This is a genomic window from Streptomyces sp. NPDC101490 (genome assembly GCF_044767145.1).
Taxonomy (GTDB): domain Bacteria; phylum Actinomycetota; class Actinomycetes; order Streptomycetales; family Streptomycetaceae; genus Streptomyces.
On record NZ_JBIWNI010000003.1, the window covers coordinates 261220 to 282081 of the forward strand.

Annotated in this window: 17 protein-coding genes; 3 read left to right on the top strand and 14 right to left on the bottom strand. The window is 72.9% G+C overall.

Annotation, left to right across the window (positions count from 1 at the left end):
• Positions 1-86: 86 nt before the first annotated feature.
• From ACIRQY_RS08815 to ACIRQY_RS08830, 4 genes are all read right to left on the bottom strand, one after another.
• On the bottom strand, positions 87-1244 hold the full coding sequence (locus ACIRQY_RS08815) for an acetyl-CoA C-acetyltransferase (protein ID WP_403923143.1): 1158 nt from the start codon (positions 1242-1244) through the stop codon (positions 87-89).
• A gap of 50 nt (positions 1245-1294) precedes the next feature.
• Positions 1295-1897, bottom strand: a complete 603-nt coding sequence (locus ACIRQY_RS08820) for a TetR/AcrR family transcriptional regulator (RefSeq protein ID WP_403923858.1) — start codon at positions 1895-1897, stop codon at positions 1295-1297.
• Positions 1898-2065: 168 nt separating this feature from the next.
• On the bottom strand, positions 2066-2860 hold the full coding sequence (locus ACIRQY_RS08825) for an SDR family oxidoreductase (RefSeq protein ID WP_403923145.1): 795 nt from the start codon (positions 2858-2860) through the stop codon (positions 2066-2068).
• Positions 2857-3993, bottom strand: a complete 1137-nt coding sequence (locus ACIRQY_RS08830; RefSeq protein WP_403923147.1) for an acyl-CoA dehydrogenase family protein — start codon at positions 3991-3993, stop codon at positions 2857-2859. The genes ACIRQY_RS08825 and ACIRQY_RS08830 overlap by 4 nt, the downstream gene beginning before the upstream one ends.
• A 57-nt stretch (positions 3994-4050) precedes the next feature.
• Between ACIRQY_RS08830 and ACIRQY_RS08835 the strand changes: the two genes are divergently transcribed.
• Positions 4051-5193, top strand: coding sequence for an acyl-CoA dehydrogenase family protein (locus tag ACIRQY_RS08835; protein ID WP_403923149.1), 1143 nt, complete (start codon positions 4051-4053; stop codon positions 5191-5193).
• Complete coding sequence (locus ACIRQY_RS08840; RefSeq protein ID WP_403923151.1) at positions 5193-6287, top strand: acyl-CoA dehydrogenase family protein; 1095 nt, start codon at positions 5193-5195, stop codon at positions 6285-6287. Before ACIRQY_RS08835 ends, ACIRQY_RS08840 begins: the two co-directional genes overlap by 1 nt.
• A 34-nt stretch (positions 6288-6321) precedes the next feature.
• Here the strand turns inward: ACIRQY_RS08840 and ACIRQY_RS08845 are convergent, their stop codons facing one another.
• From ACIRQY_RS08845 to ACIRQY_RS08870, 6 genes are all read right to left on the bottom strand, one after another.
• Positions 6322-6837, bottom strand: coding sequence for a pyridoxamine 5'-phosphate oxidase family protein (locus tag ACIRQY_RS08845; protein WP_403923153.1), 516 nt, complete (start codon positions 6835-6837; stop codon positions 6322-6324).
• A gap of 71 nt (positions 6838-6908) precedes the next feature.
• On the bottom strand, positions 6909-7289 hold the full coding sequence (locus ACIRQY_RS08850) for a VOC family protein (protein ID WP_403923155.1): 381 nt from the start codon (positions 7287-7289) through the stop codon (positions 6909-6911).
• Positions 7290-7394: 105 nt separating this feature from the next.
• A complete protein-coding gene (locus ACIRQY_RS08855; RefSeq protein WP_403923157.1) occupies positions 7395-7598 on the bottom strand; it encodes a DUF397 domain-containing protein in 204 nt (67 codons plus the stop codon).
• Between the two features lie 292 nt (positions 7599-7890).
• Entirely contained in the window at positions 7891-9351 is a 1461-nt protein-coding gene (locus ACIRQY_RS08860) for a glutamate synthase subunit beta (RefSeq protein WP_351779182.1), read from the bottom strand.
• Positions 9344-13909, bottom strand: coding sequence for a glutamate synthase large subunit (gene gltB, locus ACIRQY_RS08865; protein ID WP_403923159.1), 4566 nt, complete (start codon positions 13907-13909; stop codon positions 9344-9346). Before gltB ends, ACIRQY_RS08860 begins: the two co-directional genes overlap by 8 nt.
• A 529-nt stretch (positions 13910-14438) precedes the next feature.
• Positions 14439-15167, bottom strand: a complete 729-nt coding sequence (locus ACIRQY_RS08870) for a VIT1/CCC1 transporter family protein (protein WP_351779188.1) — start codon at positions 15165-15167, stop codon at positions 14439-14441.
• A 425-nt stretch (positions 15168-15592) separates the two neighbouring features.
• Here ACIRQY_RS08870 and rbsK point away from each other — a divergent pair, with 425 nt between their 5' ends.
• Complete coding sequence (gene rbsK, locus ACIRQY_RS08875) at positions 15593-16513, top strand: ribokinase (RefSeq protein WP_403923162.1); 921 nt, start codon at positions 15593-15595, stop codon at positions 16511-16513.
• Positions 16514-16616: 103 nt separating this feature from the next.
• Here the strand turns inward: rbsK and lgt are convergent, their stop codons facing one another.
• The 4 genes from lgt to trpB form a co-directional block, all read right to left on the bottom strand.
• Positions 16617-17699 carry a prolipoprotein diacylglyceryl transferase gene (gene lgt / locus ACIRQY_RS08880; RefSeq protein ID WP_403923164.1) on the bottom strand — a complete coding sequence of 361 codons (1083 nt, stop codon included), beginning with the start codon at positions 17697-17699 and terminating at the stop codon, positions 16617-16619.
• A gap of 85 nt (positions 17700-17784) precedes the next feature.
• The gene (locus tag ACIRQY_RS08885; RefSeq protein WP_403923166.1) at positions 17785-18609 is read right to left on the bottom strand and encodes a DsbA family protein; all 825 of its coding nucleotides are present in this window, start codon (positions 18607-18609) and stop codon (positions 17785-17787) included.
• A gap of 63 nt (positions 18610-18672) precedes the next feature.
• The gene (gene trpA / locus ACIRQY_RS08890; RefSeq protein WP_403923168.1) at positions 18673-19506 is read right to left on the bottom strand and encodes a tryptophan synthase subunit alpha; all 834 of its coding nucleotides are present in this window, start codon (positions 19504-19506) and stop codon (positions 18673-18675) included.
• Positions 19503-20741 carry a tryptophan synthase subunit beta gene (gene trpB, locus ACIRQY_RS08895; protein WP_351779202.1) on the bottom strand — a complete coding sequence of 413 codons (1239 nt, stop codon included), beginning with the start codon at positions 20739-20741 and terminating at the stop codon, positions 19503-19505. The genes trpA and trpB overlap by 4 nt, the downstream gene beginning before the upstream one ends.
• Positions 20742-20862 lie beyond the last annotated feature (121 nt).

The window sequence follows — 20862 nt, forward strand, 5'->3', positions numbered from 1 at the left end:
GTACCGTCACGGGTGGCCGGTACCAGGTGGCCGCGGCCTGTCACGGGATCCGTGCCACGGGCCCTTCGCGGGCGGTCCGGCCGTCCTCAGAGCCGTTCGACGATCGTCACGTTCGCCTGGCCGCCGCCCTCGCACATGGTCTGGAGGCCGTACCGGCCGCCCGTGCGCTCCAGCTCGTGGAGGAGGGAGGTCATCAGCCGTGCGCCGGTCGCGCCGAGGGGGTGGCCGAGGGCGATGGCGCCGCCGTTGACGTTGACCCGGTCGGGGTCGGCGCCGGTCTCCTTCAGCCAGGCGAGGACGACCGGCGCGAAGGCCTCGTTGATCTCGACCAGGTCGATGTCGTCGATGGTCAGCCCGGTCTTCTTGAGGGCGTGGGCGGTCGCCGGTATCGGCGCGGAGAGCATCCGGATGGGGTCCTCGCCCCGGGCGGAGAGGTGGTGGATCCGGGCCCGGGGGGTGAGCCCGTGCTCCCGTACGGCCCGCTCGCTCGCCAGGAGCAGGGCGGCGGCGCCGTCGGAGACCTGGGAGGAGCAGGCGGCGGTGATGGTGCCGCCCTCGACGACGGGCCTCAGTCCGGCCATCTTCTCGGCGCTGGTGTCCCGGCGGGGCCCCTCGTCGACGGTGACCTCCCCGTACGCCACGGTCTCCCGTACGAAGCGGCCCGCGTCGATCGCGCGGAGCGCCCGCCGGTGCGAGCGGAGGGCGAACTCCTCCTGGTCGCGGCGGGTGATCCGCCACTTCTCGGCGATCAGCTCGGCGCCGTGGAACTGGTTGACGGGCGCGTCGCCGTACCGGGCGCGCCAGCCCTCGCTGCCGTGGAAGGGGCCGCCGGTGAGGCCGAGGGGTTCGGCGGCCTGCCGGGAGGCGAAGGCGATGGGGATCATCGACATGTTCTGGACGCCGCCCGCGACGACCAGGTCCTGGGTGCCGGAGAGGACGGCCTGGGCGGCGAAGTGCACCGCCTGCTGGGAGGAGCCGCACTGCCGGTCGACGGTGACGCCGGGGACCTCCTCGGGGAGCCCGGCGGCCAGCCAGGCCGTGCGGGCGATGTCGCCCGCCTGCGGTCCGACGGTGTCGAGGCAGCCGAGGACGACGTCGTCGACGGCCGCCGGGTCGATGCCCGCACGGGCGACGAGCGCCTTCAGCGCGTGGGCGCCGAGGTCGGCCGGGTGCACGGCGGCGAGGCCGCCCCCCCGGCGGCCGACGGGGGTGCGGACCGCTTCGACGATGTAGGCCTCGGGCATGGCGACTCCTCCGGTGGGACGGCTGGGTCCGCCCGATCGTCCTGGTCGGATCAGGCGGGGTGTCCGGTGCGTACGGCGATCCCGTCCAGGACCATCGACAGGTACTGGCGGGCGATCTCCTCGGGGCTGTGCAGTCCGCCCGGCCGGTACCAGGAGGCCGCGACCCAGACGGTGTCGCGGACGAACCGGTAGGTGAGGCGGACGTCGAGGTCGGCGCGGAAGGCCCCGGAGGCGACGCCGCGCTCCAGGGTGCCGAGCCAGGCCCTCTCGAACCTGCGCTGCGAGTCGGTGAGGTAGTGGAAGCGGGGCTGGTCGGTGAGGTGCCGGGACTCCTTCTGGTAGATGGCGACGGCGGCGCGGTGCCGGTCGATCTCCCGGAAGGACTCGGTGACGAGGGCCTCGATGGTCTCGCGGGGGCCGAGTCCGGCGTCGAGGACGGTGTCGTACCCCTGCCAGAGTTCGGTGAGGAAGGTGGAGAGGATCTCGTCGAGCATCGACTCCTTGGAGTCGAAGTGGTAGTAGAGGCTGCCGGCGAGCATTCCGGCGGCGTCCGCGATCTTGCGGACGGTGGTGGCGTTGTATCCCTGGGCGGCGAAGACCTCGGCGGCGGTGTCGAGCAGTTCGCGGCGCCGCTCGGGCGCGGCGGCGTTCATCTGCTTCTTCCTGCCTGCGGTCGGCCCGCCCTCGTCACCCCGGTCACCCCGGTCACCCCGGTCACTGCGGTCGCTCGGAGCGCTTCGGTTGTTCCCGTCGCCCCGGTCGCCCCGGTCGCTCGTCGGCTGGTTCTTCTTGTCGGTGGTCGGCACGCTCCCATTCTGGTCCTACGGGTGCTGGCTGCTGACGGAGACCGTCTCGCCGGTCATGTAGGAGGAGTAGCCGGAGGCGAGGAAGACGATGACGTTGGCGACCTCCCAGGGTTCGGCGTGGCGCCCGAAGGCCTCCCGCTCGGTGAGTTCGTCGAGGAGTTCGGCGGTGGTGACCTTGGCCAGGTGGGGGTGGAGGGCGAGGGACGGGGAGACCGCGTTGACGCGGACGCCGTAGGCGGCGGCCTCGACGGCGGCGCAGCGGGTGAGGGCCATGACCCCGGCCTTGGCGGCGGCGTAGTGGGCCTGTCCCGCCTGGGCGCGCCAGCCGACGACGGAGGCGTTGTTGACGACGACGCCTCCGGTGCCGGAGTCGCGGTAGCGGCGCAGCGCGGCGCGGGTGCAGCGGAAGGTGCCGCCGAGGGTGACGTCGAGGACGCGGTCCCACTGCTCGTCGGTCATGTCGGCGAGCTCGGCGGTGCCGCCGAGTCCGGCGTTGTTGACGAGGACGTCGAGGCGTCCGTGGAGGCGTACGGCGGTGTCGAGGAGGGCCTGGACCTGGGTCTCGTCGGTGACGTCGCACGGCTGGGCGGCGACGGCCCCGGGGCCGAACTCGGCGGCGAGGGCGGTCTCGGTCTCCTTGAGGCGCCGGGTGTGGGCGTCGCTGAGGAGGACGCGGGCGCCCTCTTCGAGGAGGCGCCGGGCGGTGGCGCCGCCGATCCCGGCTCCGGCGGCGGCGGTGACGACGGCGGTGCGGCCGGTGAGGAGGCCGTGGCCGGGTTCGTAGGGGGGCGGGGGCTGTCGGGAGGTCACGGCCGCGGCTCCTTCGGGAGGCCGAGCACCCGCTCGGCGATGATGTTCCGCTGGATCTCGCTGGACCCGGCGTAGACGGTGTCGGCGCGGGAGAAGAGGAACAGGCGCTGCCGGTCGTCGAGTTCGTAGGGGGCGGCGGTGGCGAGGGCGGCGGCGGGGCCGCCGATCTCCAGGGCGAGTTCACCGAGGTCGCGGTGCCAGTGGGACCAGCCGAGCTTGGCGGCGGAGGGATCGGTGCCGCGCAGGGCTCCGGCGCGCAGGGCTTCGAGCCCGGCCCAGGCGCGGACGAGGCGGTCGCGGACGGCGGGGTCGGCGGCGGCGCCGTTGCGGCGGGCGAGGGCGACGAGGGCGTCGAGTTCGCGGCGGAAGCCGACCTGCTGGCCGAGGGTGGAGACGCCCCGCTCGTAGCCGAGGGTGGCCATGGCGATCCGCCAGCCGTCGCCGGGGGCGCCGACGACATGGGCGGCTCCTGTGGTGGCGCCGTCGAAGAAGACCTCGTTGAACTCGCTGGTGCCGGTGAGCTGGACGATGGGCCGGATGTCGACGCCCGGCTGGTCCAGCGGGACGAGGAGGTAGGAGAGTCCGGCGTGCCGCCGGGAGCCGGGGGTGGTGCGGGCGAGTACGAAGCACCACTGGGCCTCGTGGGCGAGGGAGGTCCAGATCTTCTGGCCGTGCACCACCCACCGGCCGTCCTCCAGGGTGGCGCGGGTGCGGACGGCGGCGAGGTCGGAGCCCGCGCCGGGTTCACTGTAGCCCTGGCACCAGAGTTCCCGGGCGGCACGGACCTCGGGCAGGAAGCGGGCCTTCTGCTCCTCGGTGCCGTGGTCGATGAGGGTGGGGCCGAGGAGCTGTTCGCCGATGTGGTTGACGCGGGCGGGGGCGTCGGCGAGGGCGTACTCCTCGTGGAAGGCGATCTGCTGCTCGATGCTCGCGCCGCGGCCGCCGTACTCCTCGGGCCAGCCGACGCAGGTCCAGCCGTGGTCGGCCATGTGCCGTTCCCAGGCGAGCCGTTCGGCGAAGACCTCGTGCTCGCGGCCGGGTCCGCCGCGGCCCCTGAGGGCGCCGAAGGAGCCGCTGAGGTGGGTCTTCAGCCAGCCCCGTATCTCCGTCCGGAACTTCTCGACGCTGCTCATGGCCGTACGTTAACCTACCAAACACTTGTTAGGGAACGGGTGAGGGCGGGGTGACCGATGGACCTCTCGTGCACACGGGCCGAGGAGGAGTTCCGGGCGGAGGCGCGGGAGTGGCTGCGGGCGCGGGTGCCCGCCGTCCCGCTGCCCTCCCTGGAGACGGCCGAGGGCTTCGCCGCCCATCGCGCCTGGGAGGCCGAACTGGCCGCCGCCCGCTGGTCGGTGGTCTCCTGGCCCGAGGAGTACGGGGGCCGGGGTGTCGGCCTCGACCGGTGGCTGGCCTTCGAGGAGGAGTACTGGGCGGCGGGGGCGCCCGGCCGGGTCTCGCAGAACGGCGTGCAGCTCCTGGCCCCGACCCTCTTCGACCACGGCACCGAGGAGCAGCGGGCCCGGGTGCTGCCGTCGATGGCGACCGGCGCGACGGTGTGGGCGCAGGCGTGGTCGGAGCCCGGGGCCGGGTCCGACCTGGCGGCGCTCACCTCCCGGGCGGTGCGCGCGGACGGCGGCTGGCTGCTGTCCGGGCTGAAGACCTGGTCGTCCCGGGCCGCCTTCGCCGACCGGGCCTTCGGCATCTTCCGCAGCGACCCGGCGGCGGCGCCGCACCGGGGGCTCACCTACCTCATGTTCGATCTGCGGGCGCCGGGCGTGACCGTGCGGCCCATCGGCAGGCTCGACGGGAAACCGGCCTTCGCCGAGCTGTTCCTCGACGAGGTCTTCGTCCCCGACGAGGACGTGATCGGGGAGCCGGGGCAGGGCTGGCGGATCGCGATGTCCACCACCGGCAACGAGCGCGGTCTGATGCTCCGCTCCCCCGGCCGCTTCCTCGCCGCCGCCGACCGGCTCGTCGGGCTGTGGCGGGCGGAGGGCGATCCGGCGGACTCGGCGGTGCGGGACCGGGTGGCGGACGCGGTGATCGGGGCGCGGGCGTACCGGCTGTTCACGGCGGGCGCGGCGGCCCGGCTCGCGGCGGGCGCCCCGGCGGGGGCGGAGTCCAGCCTCAACAAGGTCTTCTGGTCGGAGTACGACCTGGCGCTGCACGAGACGGCGCTCGATCTCCTTGGCGCGGAGGGCGAGCTGGCGGACGGGCCGTGGGCGGAGGGGTACGTCTTCGCGCTCGCGGGCCCGCTGTACGCGGGGACGAACGAGATCCAGCGCGACATCATCGCCGAGCGGCTGCTCGGCCTCCCGAAGGGGCGCCGCTGATGGCTTTTCTGCCGACCGGTGAGCAGCGGGCGTTCGTCCACTCGCTGGACGCGATGCTCGGCGCCTCGGACACTCCGGCGGCGGTCCGCGCCTGGGCGGGCGGCGATCCGGGGCCGGGTCTCGCCGTGTGGGGGCGGCTCGCGGAGGCGGGGGTGTGGGCGCTGGCGGTGCCGGAGGCGTACGAGGGGGTGGGGCCGCTCCCGGTGGAACTCGCGGGCGCCTTCGTGGAGCTGGGGCGGCACGCGGTGCCGGGGCCGGTGGCGGAGACGGTCGCGGCGGCGGTGCTGCTCGGGGAGCTGGCCCGGCGGGGCGCGCCGGACCCGGCGAAGCGGCTGCTGCCCGCGCTGGCCTCGGGCGGGCGGACGGCGACGCTGGCGCTGGCGGACGCCGGGACGGGCCGGGTGCCGCGCGCGCTCGACGCGGACCGGGCGGACCTCGTGCTGGTCGTGCGGGGCGAGGAGCTGTGGCGGGCGCCGGGGCACGGGCCGGTCCGGGTCTCCGCCGATCCGGCCCGCAGGCTCGCGCGGCCCGCGCCGGGCGGGGAACTCCTCGCGGCGGGCCCGGCGGTGACGGCGGCGGCGCACCGCGCCCGGCGGTGGGCGGCGCTGGCGACGGCCGCGCAGTCGCTGGGCGTGGGGCTGTCGCTGCTGGACAGGACGGTGGAGTACGCCCTCGGGCGCACCCAGTTCGGGACCTCGATCGGCACGTTCCAGGCGGTCAAGCACCGCCTGGCCGACACCCTCCTGGCCCTGGAGTTCGCCCGGCCGCTGCTGTTCGGGGCCGCCGTGGGTCTGGCGGCGGCGGAACGGGAGGACGGGTGGTGGGGGGCGGAGGAGGGCGCGGCCGGGCCGGTGACCGCCGCCGGGGCCGGGCTCACCGTGGACGGGGAGCTGGCCGCGGCGAAGGTCGCCGCGGGCGAGGCGGGGTACGCGGCGGCCCGTACCGCCCTCCAGATCCACGGCGCGATCGGCTACACCGAGGAGCTGGACCTGTCCCTGTGGCTGCGCAAGGCCCGGCCGCTGCGGGACGCCTGGGGCGACCCGGCGTCCTGCCGGGCCGCCGTCCTGGACGCGTACCGGGGCACGGGCTCATGACTCCCGGCGCGGGGGTGTGACTCCCGGCGCGGGCTCACGGCTCCCGGCGCGGGGGCGACTCGTCGTTGCCGCGCCGCAGGGTCCGGGCCCGGCGTCCGGGGGTCCAGATCCGCAGGACGAGTTCCTCGCCCTCCACCGAGGTCCGTACGACCTCGGAGGGTTCCACCCGGAAGAGGTGGAACGGCTGGGGCGCGCCCGCCTCGGCCGCGTACCGTGCCAGGGCCCCGGGGTCGGTGATCTCGACGGCGCGTCCGGAGATCCGGACGTCCCCGCCGCCCATGCCGGTGCCGTCGCCGGGGTTGGCGAGCAGCGAGAGGCGCGGGTCGCGGCGCAGGTCGAGGGCCTTGCGGGAGTTCGGCATCATGCCGAGCCACAGTTCGCCGTCGCGGAAGTCGGCCTCGATGCCGCTGAGCCGGGGCGAGCCGTCGGCGCGGAGGGTGGCGAGGGCGTGGTGGGTGTACTGCCCGAAGCGCTCGCGGACGGTCGTGGCGAAGTCGGGTTCGGCGGCCTCGAAGGACGGCCAGGTGGTGGTGTGTCCGGTGTCTCCCATGCGTCCAGGAGACACCGGATACCCGACATCTCCTGTCGGGATTGCTCCGGACGCGCGCGGACGTCGGCGGCTCAGGAGGTCGCGACGCGCTCCGCCCGGCTGCGCTCGACGCAGAACTCGTTCCCCTCGGGGTCCCCGAGGGTCACCCAGCCGGTGCCGTCCGGGTTGCGGCGGTCGTCGAGGAGGACGGCGCCGAGGCCGATCAGCCGGTCGACCTCCTCGTCACGGGTGCGGTCCTGCGGCTGCAGGTCGAGGTGGACCCGGTTCTTGACGGCCTTGGGCTCGGGGACCTGGATGAAGAGCAGGTTGGCGCCGGGCGTCTCGACGAGCGCCTCCGGGTCCCCGGGCAGGTCGTCGTCGGAGAGCTTGGAGTCCAGGGCCTTCGCCCAGAAGGAGGCCAGCGCGTGGGCGTCGGCGCAGTCGATGGTGACGTGGCGTACAAGAGAACTCATGGCGCCCATGCTCCCCGACGGGCGGTGCGGGAGCCACCGGGTTTCCCGCCGGAGGAAGCCCGCCGCCCTGCCCCTGACCGGGGACAGGGCTGGGCCGTTCGCCTTTCAGGCGCCGAACTGTCCGCCCTTGACGCCCTCGATGAACACGGAGAACGCGCCGGCGGGTACGCCCAGCACGGGACCGCTCGGGACCTTCGAGTCACGGACGGGAACCAGGCCGAGGGTCGTCACCATGGTGGGGGCGACCTCCACGCAGTTGCCGCCGGTGTCACTGTAGGAGGACTTCAGCCACTGCGGATCTTCGGTCACGGGTAGCCCTTTCGTACCTTGCGGATCAGGTCGACCGTCGCGCTCCGGGAGAGAGACTCTGCCTGCACCTGATGGTAGGCCGTCAGCAGACCACCCCCGGCCGCCCTGCCGCACGCCGACGCCCCCTGAACTCCCGCCCCCGCCACGTCGATCCGCTCCGCGGCGGGGGCGGGCACCGCTCCCCGGGCCCGGACGCGCCACGGCGCCCGCCCAGTCGTCCGGTCGGGGACATTCGGGGGGGGCGCCGTGCTCAGTTCCGTACCTCGTTGTACGGGACGTTCTCGGGGGCCGGTCAGACCGTGAGGGACCGGTCCGTGGGGCGGATCGGGGCCGGCAGGGAGCTGGCTCCGGTCAGGAAGCGGTCCACGCCCCGGGCGGCGGAGCGGCCCTCGGCGATGGCCCAGACGATCAGGGACTGGCCGCGACCGGCGTCACCGGCGACGAAGACGCCGTCGACGTTGGTGGCGAAGTCCGCGTCCCGGGCGATGTTGCCGCGCTCGTCGAGGTCCAGGCCGAACTGGGCGACCAGGCCGTTCTCCACGTCCGTGCCGGTGAAGCCCATCGCGAGGGTGACCAGCTGGGCGGGGATGCGGCGCTCGGTGCCCGGCTTCTGGGTCAGCCTGCCGTCGACGAACTCGACCTCGACGAGGTGGAGGAACTGCACGTCGCCGTTCTCGTCGCCCTCGAAGTGGGTGGTGGAGACGGAGTAGACCCGCTCGCCGCCCTCCTCGTGCGCGGAGGTGACCTTGTACAGCATGGGGAAGGTCGGCCAGGGCTGTCCCGGGCTCCGCTCCTCGCCCGGCCGGGGCATGATCTCCAGCTGGGTGACGGAGGCCGCGCCCTGGCGGTGGGCGGTTCCGACGCAGTCGGCGCCGGTGTCGCCGCCGCCGATGACGACGACGTGCTTGCCCTCGGCGGTGATCGGCGGGGCCACGAAGTCGCCCTCGACGACCTTGTTGGCCAGCGGCAGGTACTCCATCGCCTGGTGGATGCCGGAGAGTTCGCGGCCCGGCACGGGCAGGTCGCGGGCGGTGGTGGCGCCCGCGGCGATGACGACCGCGTCGTAGCGGTTGCGCAGCGCGGTGGCGGGCATGTCGCGGCCGATCTCGACCCCGGTGCGGAACTTGGTGCCCTCCGCGCGCATCTGCTCGATGCGCCGGTTGATGTGCCGCTTCTCCATCTTGAACTCGGGGATGCCGTACCGCAGGAGGCCGCCGATCCGGTCGGCGCGCTCGTAGACGGCGACGGTGTGCCCGGCCCGGGTCAGCTGCTGGGCGGCGGCCAGACCGGCCGGGCCCGAGCCGATCACGGCGACGGTCTTGCCGGAGAGCCGGTCGGGGGCCTGCGGCTTGACGTCGCCGCCGTCCCAGGCCTTGTCGATGATGGAGACTTCGACGTTCTTGATGGTGACGGCCGGCTGGTTGATGCCGAGCACGCACGCGGCCTCGCACGGGGCGGGGCAGAGGCGGCCGGTGAACTCCGGGAAGTTGTTGGTGGCGTGCAGCCGTTCCGACGCCGCCGTCCAGTCCTCGCGGTAGGCGTAGTCGTTCCACTCGGGGATGAGGTTTCCGAGGGGACAGCCGTTGTGGCAGAACGGGATGCCGCAGTCCATGCAGCGGCCGGCCTGCTTGCTGATGATCGGCAGCAGGGAACCGGGAACGTAGACCTCGTTCCAGTCCCTGAGGCGCTCGCCCACCGGACGGGTCTGGGCGACTTCGCGGCCGGTGGTCAGGAAGCCCTTGGGGTCAGCCATGGGTCGCCGCCTCCATCATCTTCTCGGTGGTCTCGGCCTCGGAGAGACCGGCGAGCTCAGCGGCGTCCTTGGCGGCGAGCACTGCCTTGTACGTGGTGGGGATGATCTTGCTGAACCGGTCCGCGTTGGTGTCCCAGCCGGCCAGCAGCTTCTCGGCGACCGTGGAGCCGGTCTCCTCGTGGTGGCGGCGCACGACGTCGTGCAGCCAGTCCTTGTCGGCGTCCGACGGGGCCTCGATCGCGCCCAGGTTGCCGGAGTTGACGTTGTCCCGGTCGAGGTCGACGACGTAGGCGACGCCGCCGGACATGCCCGCCGCGAAGTTGCGGCCGGTCTCGCCGAGGACGACGGCCGTGCCGCCGGTCATGTACTCGCAGCCGTGGTCGCCCACGCCCTCCGAGACGACCAGGGCGCCGGAGTTGCGGACGCAGAAGCGCTCGCCGGTGCGGCCGCGGAGGAAGAGTTCGCCGCCGGTCGCGCCGTAGCCGATGGTGTTGCCCGCGATGGTGGAGTACTCGGCGAGGTGCTCGGCGCCCCGGTCGGGGCGGACCACGACCCGGCCGCCGGAGAGGCCCTTGCCGACGTAGTCGTTGGCGTCGCCCTCCAGGCGGAGGGTGACACCGCTCGGCAGGAAGGCGCCGAACGACTGGCCCGCGGAGCCGGTGAAGGTGATGTCGATGGTGTCGGCCGGGAGACCGGCGCCGCCGAACCGCTTCGTCACGTGGTGGCCGAGCATGGTGCCGACCGTGCGGTTGATGTTGCGGATGGCGACCTGGGCGCGGACCGGCTGGGCCTCGGCGGCGGAGGCCGCGTTCAGGGCCTCGGAGGCCAGCTCGATCAGCTGGTTGTCGAGGGCCTTCGCCAGACCGTGGTCCTGCTCGATCAGGGCGTGGCGGACCGCGCCCTCGGGCAGCTCGGGCACGTGGAACAGCGGCTCCAGGTCGAGGCCCTGCGCCTTCCAGTGGGTGACCGCCCGGCTGGTGTCGAGGAACTCGGCGTGGCCGACGGCCTCCTCCAGGCTGCGGAAGCCCATTTCGGCGAGGATCTCGCGGACCTCCTCGGCGATGAACTCGAAGAAGTTGACGACGAATTCGGGCTTGCCGGAGAAGCGGTCGCGCAGGACCGGGTTCTGGGTGGCGATGCCGACCGGGCAGGTGTCCAGGTGGCAGACGCGCATCATGACGCAGCCGGAGACGACGAGCGGCGCGGTCGCGAAACCGAACTCCTCGGCGCCGAGCAGCGCGGCGATGACGACGTCACGGCCGGTCTTGAGCTGGCCGTCGGTCTGGACGACGATCCGGTCGCGCAGCCCGTTGAGCAGCAGGGTCTGCTGGGTCTCGGCGAGGCCCAGCTCCCAGGGGCCGCCCGCGTGCTTGAGGCTCGTCAGGGGCGAGGCGCCCGTACCGCCGTCGTGGCCGGAGATGAGGACGACGTCCGCGTGGGCCTTGGAGACACCGGCGGCGACCGTGCCGACGCCGACCTCGGAGACCAGCTTCACATGGATGCGGGCGACCGGGTTGGCGTTCTTGAGGTCGTGGATGAGCTGGGCGAGGTCCTCGATGGAGTAGATGTCGTGGTGCGGCGGCGGCGAGATGAGGCCGACGCCGGGCGTCGAGTGACGCGTCTTCGCGACCCACGGGTAGACCTTGTGGCCGGGCAGCTGGCCGCCCTCGCCGGGCTTGGCGCCCTGCGCCATCTTGATCTGGATGTCGTCGGCGTTGACCAGGTACTCGCTGGTGACGCCGAAGCGGCCGGAGGCGACCTGCTTGATGGCGGAGCGGCGGGCCGGGTCGTAGAGGCGGTCCGGGTCCTCGCCGCCCTCACCGGTGTTGGACTTGGCGCCCAGCTGGTTCATGGCGACGGCGAGGGTCTCGTGGGCCTCGCGGGAGATGGAACCGTACGACATGGCGCCGGTGGAGAACCGCTTGACGATCTCGGAGACCGGCTCGACTTCGTCGACGGGGATCGAGGGGCGGCCGGAGTCGAGGCCGAAGAGGCCGCGCAGCGTCATCAGCCGCTCGGACTGCTCGTTCACCCGCTCCGTGTACTTCTTGAAGATGTCGTAGCGCCTGGCGCGCGTGGCGTGCTGGAGGCGGAAGACGGTGTCCGGGTCGAACAGGTGCGGCTCGCCCTCGCGGCGCCACTGGTACTCGCCGCCGATGTCCAGGGCGCGGTGCGCCGAGGGGACGCCGGAGACGGGGTACGCCTTGGCGTGGCGGGCGGCCACCTCCTTGGCGACGACGTCGAGCCCGGCGCCGCCGATCTTGGTGGCGGTGCCCTGGAAGTAGGTGGCGACGAAGGTCTCGTCGAGGCCGATGGCCTCGAAGACCTGGGCGCCCCGGTAGGAGGCGACGGTGGAGATGCCCATCTTGGACATGACCTTGAGGACGCCCTTGCCGAGGGCGTAGATCAGGTTCCGGATGGCCTGCTCGGGCTCCAGACCCTCGATGAACGTCCCGGCGCGGACCAGGTCCTCGACGGACTCCATGGCGAGGTACGGGTTGACGGCGGCGGCGCCGTAGCCGATGAGCAGGGCGACGTGGTGGACCTCGCGGACGTCTCCCGCCTCGACGAGGAGACCCACCTTGGTCCGCTGCTTGGTGCGGATGAGGTGGTGGTGGACGGCCGCGGTGAGCAGCAGCGAGGGGATCGGGGCGTGCTCGGCGTCGGAGTGCCGGTCGGAGAGCACGACGATGCGGGCGCCGCCCTCGATCGCGGTGTCGGCCTCGGCGCAGATGGCGTCGATGCGGGCGGCGAGGGCCTCGCCGCCGCCGGAGACCCGGTAGAGGCCGGAGAGCGTCGCGGCCTTCATGCCGGGCATGTCGCCGTCGGCGTTGATGTGGATGAGCTTGGCCAGCTCGTCGTTGTCGATCACCGGGAAGGTCAGGGTGACGCTGCGACACGATCCGGCGGTGGGCTCCAGGAGGTTGCCCTGGGGGCCGAGGGAGGAGCGCAGCGAGGTCACGAGCTCTTCGCGGATCGCGTCCAGCGGCGGGTTGGTGACCTGCGCGAAGAGCTGGGTGAAGTAGTCGAAGAGCAGCCGGGGGCGGGCCGAGAGGGCCGCGATCGGCGAGTCCGTGCCCATGGAGCCGAGGGGCTCACCCGCGGTGCGGGCCATCGGCGCGAGGATGACGCGCAGCTCTTCCTCGGTGTAGCCGAAGGTCTGCTGGCGGCGGGTGACCGAGGCGTGGGTGTGCACGATGTGCTCGCGCTCGGGGAGGTCGGAGAGCTCGATCTCGCCGGTCTCCAGCCACTCCTCGTAGGGCTGCTCGGCGGCGAGGGCGGCCTTGATCTCGTCGTCCTCGACGATGCGGTGCTCGGCGGTGTCGACGAGGAACATCTTGCCGGGCTGGAGGCGGCCCTTGCGGACGACCCGGGAGGGGTCGATGTCGAGGACGCCGACCTCGGAGGAGAGGACGACGAGGCCCTCGTCGGTGACCCAGTAGCGGCCGGGGCGCAGTCCGTTGCGGTCGAGGACCGCGCCGACCTGGACGCCGTCGGTGAAGGTCACGCAGGCCGGGCCGTCCCAGGGCTCCATCATCGTGGAGTGGTACTGGTAGAAGGCGCGGCGGGCCGGTTCCATCGTCTCGTGGTTCTCCCACGCCTCCGGGACCATCATGAGGACCGCGTGGGGCAGGGAACGGCCGCCGAGGTGGAGCAGCTCCAGCACCTCGTCGAAGGAGGCCGAGTCGGAGGCGTCGGGGGTGCAGACCGGGAAGATCCGGTCCAGCGAGCCCTCGCCGAAGACGTCGGAGGAGAGCTGCGCCTCGCGGGCGGTCATCCAGTTGCGGTTGCCCTTGACCGTGTTGATCTCGCCGTTGTGGGCGACGAAGCGGTACGGGTGGGCGAGCGGCCAGCTCGGGAAGGTGTTGGTGGAGAACCGGGAGTGGACCAGGGCCACGGCGGTGGCGCAGCGGCGGTCCGACAGGTCGGGGAAGAAGGGCTCCAGCTGACCGGTGGTGAGCATTCCCTTGTAGACGAGGGTGCGGGCGGAGAGCGACGGGAAGTAGGTCGCCGCCTCGCGCTCGGCGCGCTTGCGCAGGACGAAGGCCTTGCGGTCCAGCGCGATGCCGGTGGCGGCGCCGTCGGCGTCGGCCACGAAGAGCTGGCGGAAGACCGGCATGGTGGAGCGGGCGGAGGCGCCGAGGAGCTCGGGGGTGACGGGGACGGCGCGCCAGCCGAGGACGGTGAGGCCCTCTTCGGCGGCGATCGTCTCGATCCTCGCGGCGGTCTCGTCGGTGCCGTCCTCGGGGAGGAAGGCGATGCCCACGGCGTACGCGCCCGCCTCGGGGAGCTCGCACCCGGCGACCTCGCGGAGGAAGGCGTCGGGGACCTGGAGCAGGATGCCGGCGCCGTCGCCGGAGTCGGGCTCGGAGCCGGTGGCGCCGCGGTGCTCAAGATTGCGCAGTACGGTGAGCGCCTGCTCGACCAGCGCGTGGCTGGCCACACCTGTGAGGGTGGCCACGAACCCGACACCGCAGGCGTCGTGTTCGTTGCGGGGGTCGTACATCCCCTGAGGAGCGGGGCGACCGTCCATGGGCGACCAGGCGTCGGAACGCATCGGCTCTCCCGTCGTCGTCGTGGCATATGCAGCTGCCGAGGGACGACGTTGGCCCTCCGCGAAATTTGGTGCAGGTTACATGATGGATGGCTTCTCGATAAGTGGATAGCGCATTCCAGCATGCGGACATCACCGACACGGAGCGGTGGTGTCCGGTTCATCTGTGGGGTGCGGCGACAGGGACTGTCCCGCGGGGACGGATCGGATGGTCCGGAGGGTCTGCGGGGCTCCGGCGAACCGTCACTCTGATCGGGCTTCGTTGCCCGGCGACGCTCATGCCTCATTCCCGTTGGTCACAGGTTCGAAACCGCCGGGTAACCGGCTACATATGTGGCGTCCTGCATAGTGTCTCATCGAGACGGCCGATCGGCCCAGGGAGATACGTCACAACCCGTACGGGGCTTTCGTCCCTGAATGGGCACCGCACAAAGGCGGCGGGCCCCCGGGTCGGGGGACCCGCCGCCGGGCGTACGGAGTCAGGGGTTACGGGATCAGGGGGCGGCGCGAGACGGCCTCCCGGCCCGTAGGGCTACAGCGCCGCCCCGAAGAGCATCCCGAGTCCGTACGTGACCGCCGCCGCCGCGCCGCCGAGCAGCAGCTGGCGCAGTCCGCTGAAGAGCCAGCCCCGGGCCGTCACCCGGGCCACGAGCGCGCCGCAGGCGAAGAGCCCGAGGAGGGCGAGGAGCACGGCGGGCCAGAGCGAGGTCGCGCCCAGCAGGTACGGCAGCAGCGGCAGCAGCGCGCCGAGCGCGAAGGAGCCGAAGGACGAGACGGCGGCGACCGTCGGCGACGGCAGGTCGTCCGGGTCGATGCCCAGTTCCTCACGGGCGTGGATCTCCAGCGCCTGCTCGGGGTCCTTCGACAGCTGCATCGCGACCTCGCGGGCCAGCGCGGGCTCGACGCCCCGGGAGACGTAGAGCGCGGCCAGCTCCTCCATCTCGTCGACCGGGTGCTTGCGCAACTGGCGGCGCTCGACGTCCAGTTCCGCCTGGACGAGTTCCCGCTGCGAGGCGACGGAGGTGTACTCGCCCGCCGCCATCGAGAAGGCACCGGCCGCGAGACCGGCGAGACCCGTGATGACGACGGTCTGCGAGGAGACCGCGCCGCCCGCGACTCCGGTCATCAGGGCGAGGTTGGAGACGAGACCGTCCATCGCGCCGAAGACGGCGGGACGGAGCCAGCCGCCGTTCACGTCGCGGTGCGTGTGGTTGTCGCGGTGGGCCTCGTGCAGTGGCGCGTGCGCCTCGATGATGGACATGGTTCTCCCCTTCGTTCCGGCGGGCCGGGTCGCACCCGCCGCCCCCAACGCCTTCGAAAATACGCGCGATGTAAGGGGCGCGCCAGCAAGGCAAGCCGTACTTACTAAGGCGTGCCTTGCCGGGTGCCGCGGTGCGCGGACCGGATTCGGCGGGGCGTCAGGCGGGTGACAGAGACGCTTCTTCGGCGAGTTCCCGGCCCGAGGTGGCACAGATCCAGGTACCACCCGTTCCGTGCCGTCCCCGACGGCGCCACCGCCGCTTCGGCCGCCGGGCTGCCCGCCGGGCACCCCGACCGGCTGCCGGACACTGGACCTCTCCGCTCAAGAACCGGCCGTCGACCTCCGTACCGTCCATCGACACCGTCCTTCGACGGCACCGGTTTCGACACCCTGGCCGAACCGACCCTCCTGGAGGCCGTACGCCCATGACCGGCATCGTCGTACTCGGCAGCACCAACATGGACCTCGTCGCCTACGTCCCGAGGGCGCCCGCCCTCGGCGAGACCGTCACCGGCCGCTCCTTCCGCACCGTCCCCGGCGGCAAGGGCGCCAACCAGGCCGTCGCCGCCGCCCGAGCCGGGGGCGGGGTGTCGATGATCGGCGCGGTCGGCGCGGACGACTTCGGGGCACGGCTCCGGTCCGCGCTCGACCACGCCTCGGTCGACACCGACCTGCTGCGCACCATCGAGGGCGCCTCCGGCACCGCCCACATCGTCGTCGACGACCGGGGCGGCAACGCGATCGTCGTCGTCCCCGGCGCCAACGGCACCGTGACCGCCCTCACCCACGGCGACGAGGCCCTCATCGGCACCGCCGACACCCTGCTCCTCCAGCTCGAACTCCCCCTCTCCGTCGTCATGGAGGGCGCCGCGACCGCCCGCCGCCTCGGCGTCCGCACCGTCCTCACCCCCGCTCCCGCCCGGCCGCTGCCCGCCGGACTCCTCGCCGCGACCGATCTGCTGGTGCCCAACGAGCACGAGGCCGCCGCGCTCACCGGGCGGGCCGACCCCCGCGAGGCCGCGCTGGCCCTGCTCCGGGACGTCCCCGAGGTGGTCGTCACCCTCGGGGCGTCCGGCAGCCTCCACGCGGCGCGCGGCGCCGAACCGGTCCTCGTCCCCGCCCCCCGGGTACGGGCCGTGGACACCACCGGCGCGGGCGACACCCTCGTCGGGGCGCTCGCCGTCGCCCTCGGTGAGGGCCGTCCCCTCCCCGAGGCGCTGGCCTGGGCGCAGACCGCCGCCGCGCTCTCCGTCCAGCGCGAGGGCGCCTCGACGTCGATGCCGTTCCGCACGGAGATCGACGCGGCCTTCGGGGCCCCCGGCGACACGGAGCCCGACCGCCCCTGAGCAGCGCGTCCGGCATCCGGTCGATGGCCGACGGCTCCCGGGCAAGCGGAAGGGCCGCCGGAACCATGGGTTCCGGCGGCCCTTCCTTCGTGAGTGGGGAGGGTCAGCCCTTGGCGGCCGATCCCGCTCCGTTGCCCGCGCCGTGCCCGACGTCCTCAGCGGACGGCCCGGACTTCCCGGCGTCCCCTTCGGCACCGTCCCGGACGGCGTCCCCGGATTCCGTGTCCCCGGTCTTCTCCCCGGAACCGTCCTCCGCGTCGGAGGCCTTCGCTTCGGAGGCCTGCCCGTCGGCCTTCCCGTCGGCCTTCGCGTCGGCGTCCTTCGCGGAACCGTCCTCGACGCCCCCCTCGGAACCGGCGGCGTCCTTCGCCGCGGCCCTCGGCTCCACGATCTCCTCGCGGCCCGGACGGACCCGGGCGGAGATCACCATGTAGAGCACGGCGAGCAGGAAGACGATGATCGCCGTCCACACGTTCAGACGCAGGCCCAGGATGTGGTGGGCCTCGTCGACCCGCATGTACTCGATCCAGGCGCGGCCCGCGCAGTAGGCGGCGACGTAGAGCGCGAAGGCGCGTCCGTGGCCGAGCCTGAAGCGGCGGTCGGCCCAGACGACCAGGACGGCCACGCCGACGCACCACAGCGACTCGTACAGGAAGGTCGGGTGGTACAGCCCGGCCTCGCGGTTGGCGCTCGCGGTGATCTTCAGGGCCCAGGGCAGATCGGTCGGCTTCCCGTAGAGCTCCTGGTTGAACCAGTTGCCCCAGCGCCCGATGGCCTGGGCGAGGACGATGCCGGGGGCGATGGCGTCGGCGTACGCCGGGAGCGGGATGCCCCGGCGGCGGCAGCCGATCCAGGCACCCACCGCGCCGAACGCGATGGCGCCCCAGATGCCGAGGCCGCCCTCCCAGATCTTGAAGGCGTCGACCCAGTCCTGACCCTCGCTGAAGTACAGCTGGTAGTCGGTGATGACGTGGTAGAGGCGTCCGCCGACGAGGCCGAAGGGCACCGCCCAGACGGCGATGTCGGCCACGGTGCCGGCGGTGCCGCCCCGGGCGATCCAGCGCTTGTTGCCGTACCAGACGGCGACGAAGACACCGAGGATGATGCAGAAGGCGTAGCCGCGCAGCGGGATCGGTCCGAGGTGGATCACGCCGGTCGACGGGCTGGGGATGTAGGCAAGTTCCATGGCAGGTCCGACGCTACCCTGCCGGACGGGCGCGGCGGCAGCCCGTCCGGCAACTTCTGGATAACCAATCCGCCGGGGAAGCGGCTCAGCCGGCCGAGGGCGAGGCCGTTCCGGGCTTCTTGCCCTTGTTGGCCTCGGCGACCCACTTCTTCAGGTTCGCCGGGGAGATCTGCTCGTTCCCCTTGGTCGGGAAGATGGACTCCCCGTTGAGGAGGACGGACGGAGTGCCCCGGAAGCCGCCGTTCTGGAAGGCCTTGTTCGACTCGGCCACCCAGCTGTCGTGGGTGCCGTCGTTCACACAGGAACGGAAGGCGGGGGTGTCGAGGCCGGGGACCTTCGCCGCCAGTTCGATCAGCCTGTCGTTCTTGCCGAAGGCGTCGTCCGTCTCCTGCGGCTGGTTGATGTAGAGCGTGTCGTGGTACGCGGTGAACTTCCCGGCGTCCTGGGAGCACGCGGCCGCGTTCGCCGCGCGCAGCGAGCCGCTGCCGCCCATGTTCCCGTCGATGAGGGTGGCCAGGTGGTACTCGACCTTGAGGGCTCCGGCGGCCTCCAGCTGATGGATGCTGTCCCGCATCACGTTCTCGAACTGGGCGCACGCCGGGCAGCGGAAGTCCTCCCAGATCGCGAGGGTCGAGGGCGCGTCCGGCTTCCCGGTGGGGATGGCGGGCTTGCCGTCCTGGTCGGTCGCCCCGGTGGGCGCGACCACCGGGCCCGCCTTGTCGGAGCCGCCGCCCTTGTCGGCGTTGGCGGCGATGACCCCGACGACCGCGGCCAGGCCGAGGACGCCGACCACGGCGGCGGTCACGATCAGGACCCGCCGCTTCTTCTCCTGGCTCTTCTCGTGCTCGCGCTGCTCCTTGAGGCGCTCCCGCGCGCTCCGGTTACCGTCACCACGGTTCTTCTCGCTCACGGCTGGGGAACGAACCGGGGAGGCACGTCCGCGCCTCCCCGGTCACTTATCCACCCGAACGGGTTACGGAAGGCGCCGCACGCCCTCGGCGAGTTCGGCCGCCAGTTCCCTTACGGCGGCGAGTCCCGCCGCCTCGTCGCCGTCGGCGTCGAGGATGCGCTTCACGAAGGCGGAGCCGACGATGACGCCGTCGGCGAAGGCCGCGACCTCCTTGGCCTGGGTGGCGTTGGAGACGCCGAGGCCGACGCAGACGGGGAGCTCCCGGCCGGACGCGGTGGCGGCCCGGGTGCGGCGGACGAGGTCGGCTGCCTGCTCGCCGACCGACTCCCGGGTGCCGGTGACCCCCATGAGGGAGGCGGCGTAGACGAAGCCGGAACCGGCCCCGGTGATGGTGGCGAGGCGCTCGTCCCTGCTGCTGGGCGCGACGACGAAGACGGTGGCGAGACCGTGCTTGTCGGCGTGGTCGCGCCAGAGTCCGGACTCCTGGACGGGCAGGTCGGGCAGGATGCAGCCCGCGCCGCCCGCCGCCGCGAGCTCCTCGGTGAAGCGCTCGACGCCGTACCGGTCGATCGGGTTCCAGTACGTCATGACGAGGACCGGCTTCCCGGTGGCCTCGTGGGCCTCGCGGACCGTCCGCATGACGTCGGCGATCTTGACTCCGCCGCGCAGGGCGATGTCGTCGGCGGTCTGGATGACCGGGCCGTCGAGGACCGGGTCGCTGTGCGGGAGACCGACCTCGACGATGTCGGCGCCGCCCTCGAAGGCGGCCTTGATCGCGGCGATGCCGCCGTCGACGGTGGGGAAACCGGCGGGCAGGTAGGCGATGAGCGCCGCCCGGTCCTCGGCCTTCGCCTTGGCGAGGGTGTCGCTGAGCAGCTGGATGTTGCCGTTCGTCACCGGGAGCCCTCCCCGTCGTAGAGGCCGAAGTAGCGGGCGGCCGTGTCCATGTCCTTGTCGCCGCGTCCCGAGAGGTTGACCAGGATCAGGCCGTCCTCGCCGAGCTCCCTGCCGACCTCCAGGGCTCCGGCGAGGGCGTGCGCCGACTCGATCGCCGGGATGATGCCCTCGGTGCGGGAGAGCAGGCGCAGGGCCTGCATGGCCGCGTCGTCGGTGACGGCGCGGTACTCGGCGCGTCCGGTGTCCTTGAGGTACGCGTGCTCCGGGCCGATGCCGGGGTAGTCGAGGCCCGCCGAGATCGAGTACGGCTCGGTGATCTGGCCCTCCTCGTCCTGGAGGACGTAGGACCGCGAGCCGTGCAGGATGCCGGGCTCGCCCGCCGTGAGGGTGGCCGCGTGCTCGCCGGTCTCGACGCCGTGCCCGGCGGGCTCGCAGCCGATCAGGCGCACGCCCGCGTCGGGCACGAAGGCGTGGAAGAGGCCGATGGCGTTGGAGCCGCCGCCGACGCAGGCGACCGCCGCGTCGGGGAGGCGTCCGGCGCGCTCCAGGATCTGGCGGCGGGCCTCGACGCCGATGACCCGGTGGAAGTCGCGGACCATGGCGGGGAAGGGGTGCGGTCCGGCGACCGTGCCGAAGAGGTAGTGGGTGCGGTCGACGTTGGCGACCCAGTCCCGGAACGCCTCGTTGATGGCGTCCTTGAGGGTGCGGCTGCCGGAGGTGACGGCGACGACCTCGGCGCCGAGCATCCGCATCCGGGCCACGTTGAGGGCCTGGCGCTGGGTGTCGACCTCGCCCATGTAGATGGTGCAGTCGAGGCCGAAGAGGGCGCAGGCGGTGGCGGTGGCGACGCCGTGCTGGCCGGCGCCGGTCTCGGCGATGACCCGGGTCTTGCCCATCCGCTTGGTCAGCAGGGCCTGGCCGAGGACGTTGTTGATCTTGTGCGAGCCGGTGTGGTTGAGGTCCTCGCGCTTGAGGAAGACCCGGGCGCCGCCCGCGTGTCCGGCGAAGCGGGACACCTCGGTGAGCGCGCTGGGACGCCCGGTGTAGTTGACCATGAGGTCGTTGAGCTCATGGGCGAAGGCGGGGTCGGACCTGGCCTTGTCGTACTCGACGGCGACCTCGTCGACGGCGGCGACGAGCGCCTCCGGGATGAACTTGCCGCCGTAGGCGCCGAAGTAGCCCTCGGCGGTGGGGACCTGGCCGTCCGGGTCCGGGATGAAGAACTCGCTGGACATGCGGTTGCTCCTCGCGGGGCGGATGCCCCGTGTGACGTGGTGGGTGGTCACGTGTGCGCGCGACGGCCGGTGCCCCCTGCCGTGCCGGAGCGTCCGGACCCGCGCGGGCGCCGTGGACGCG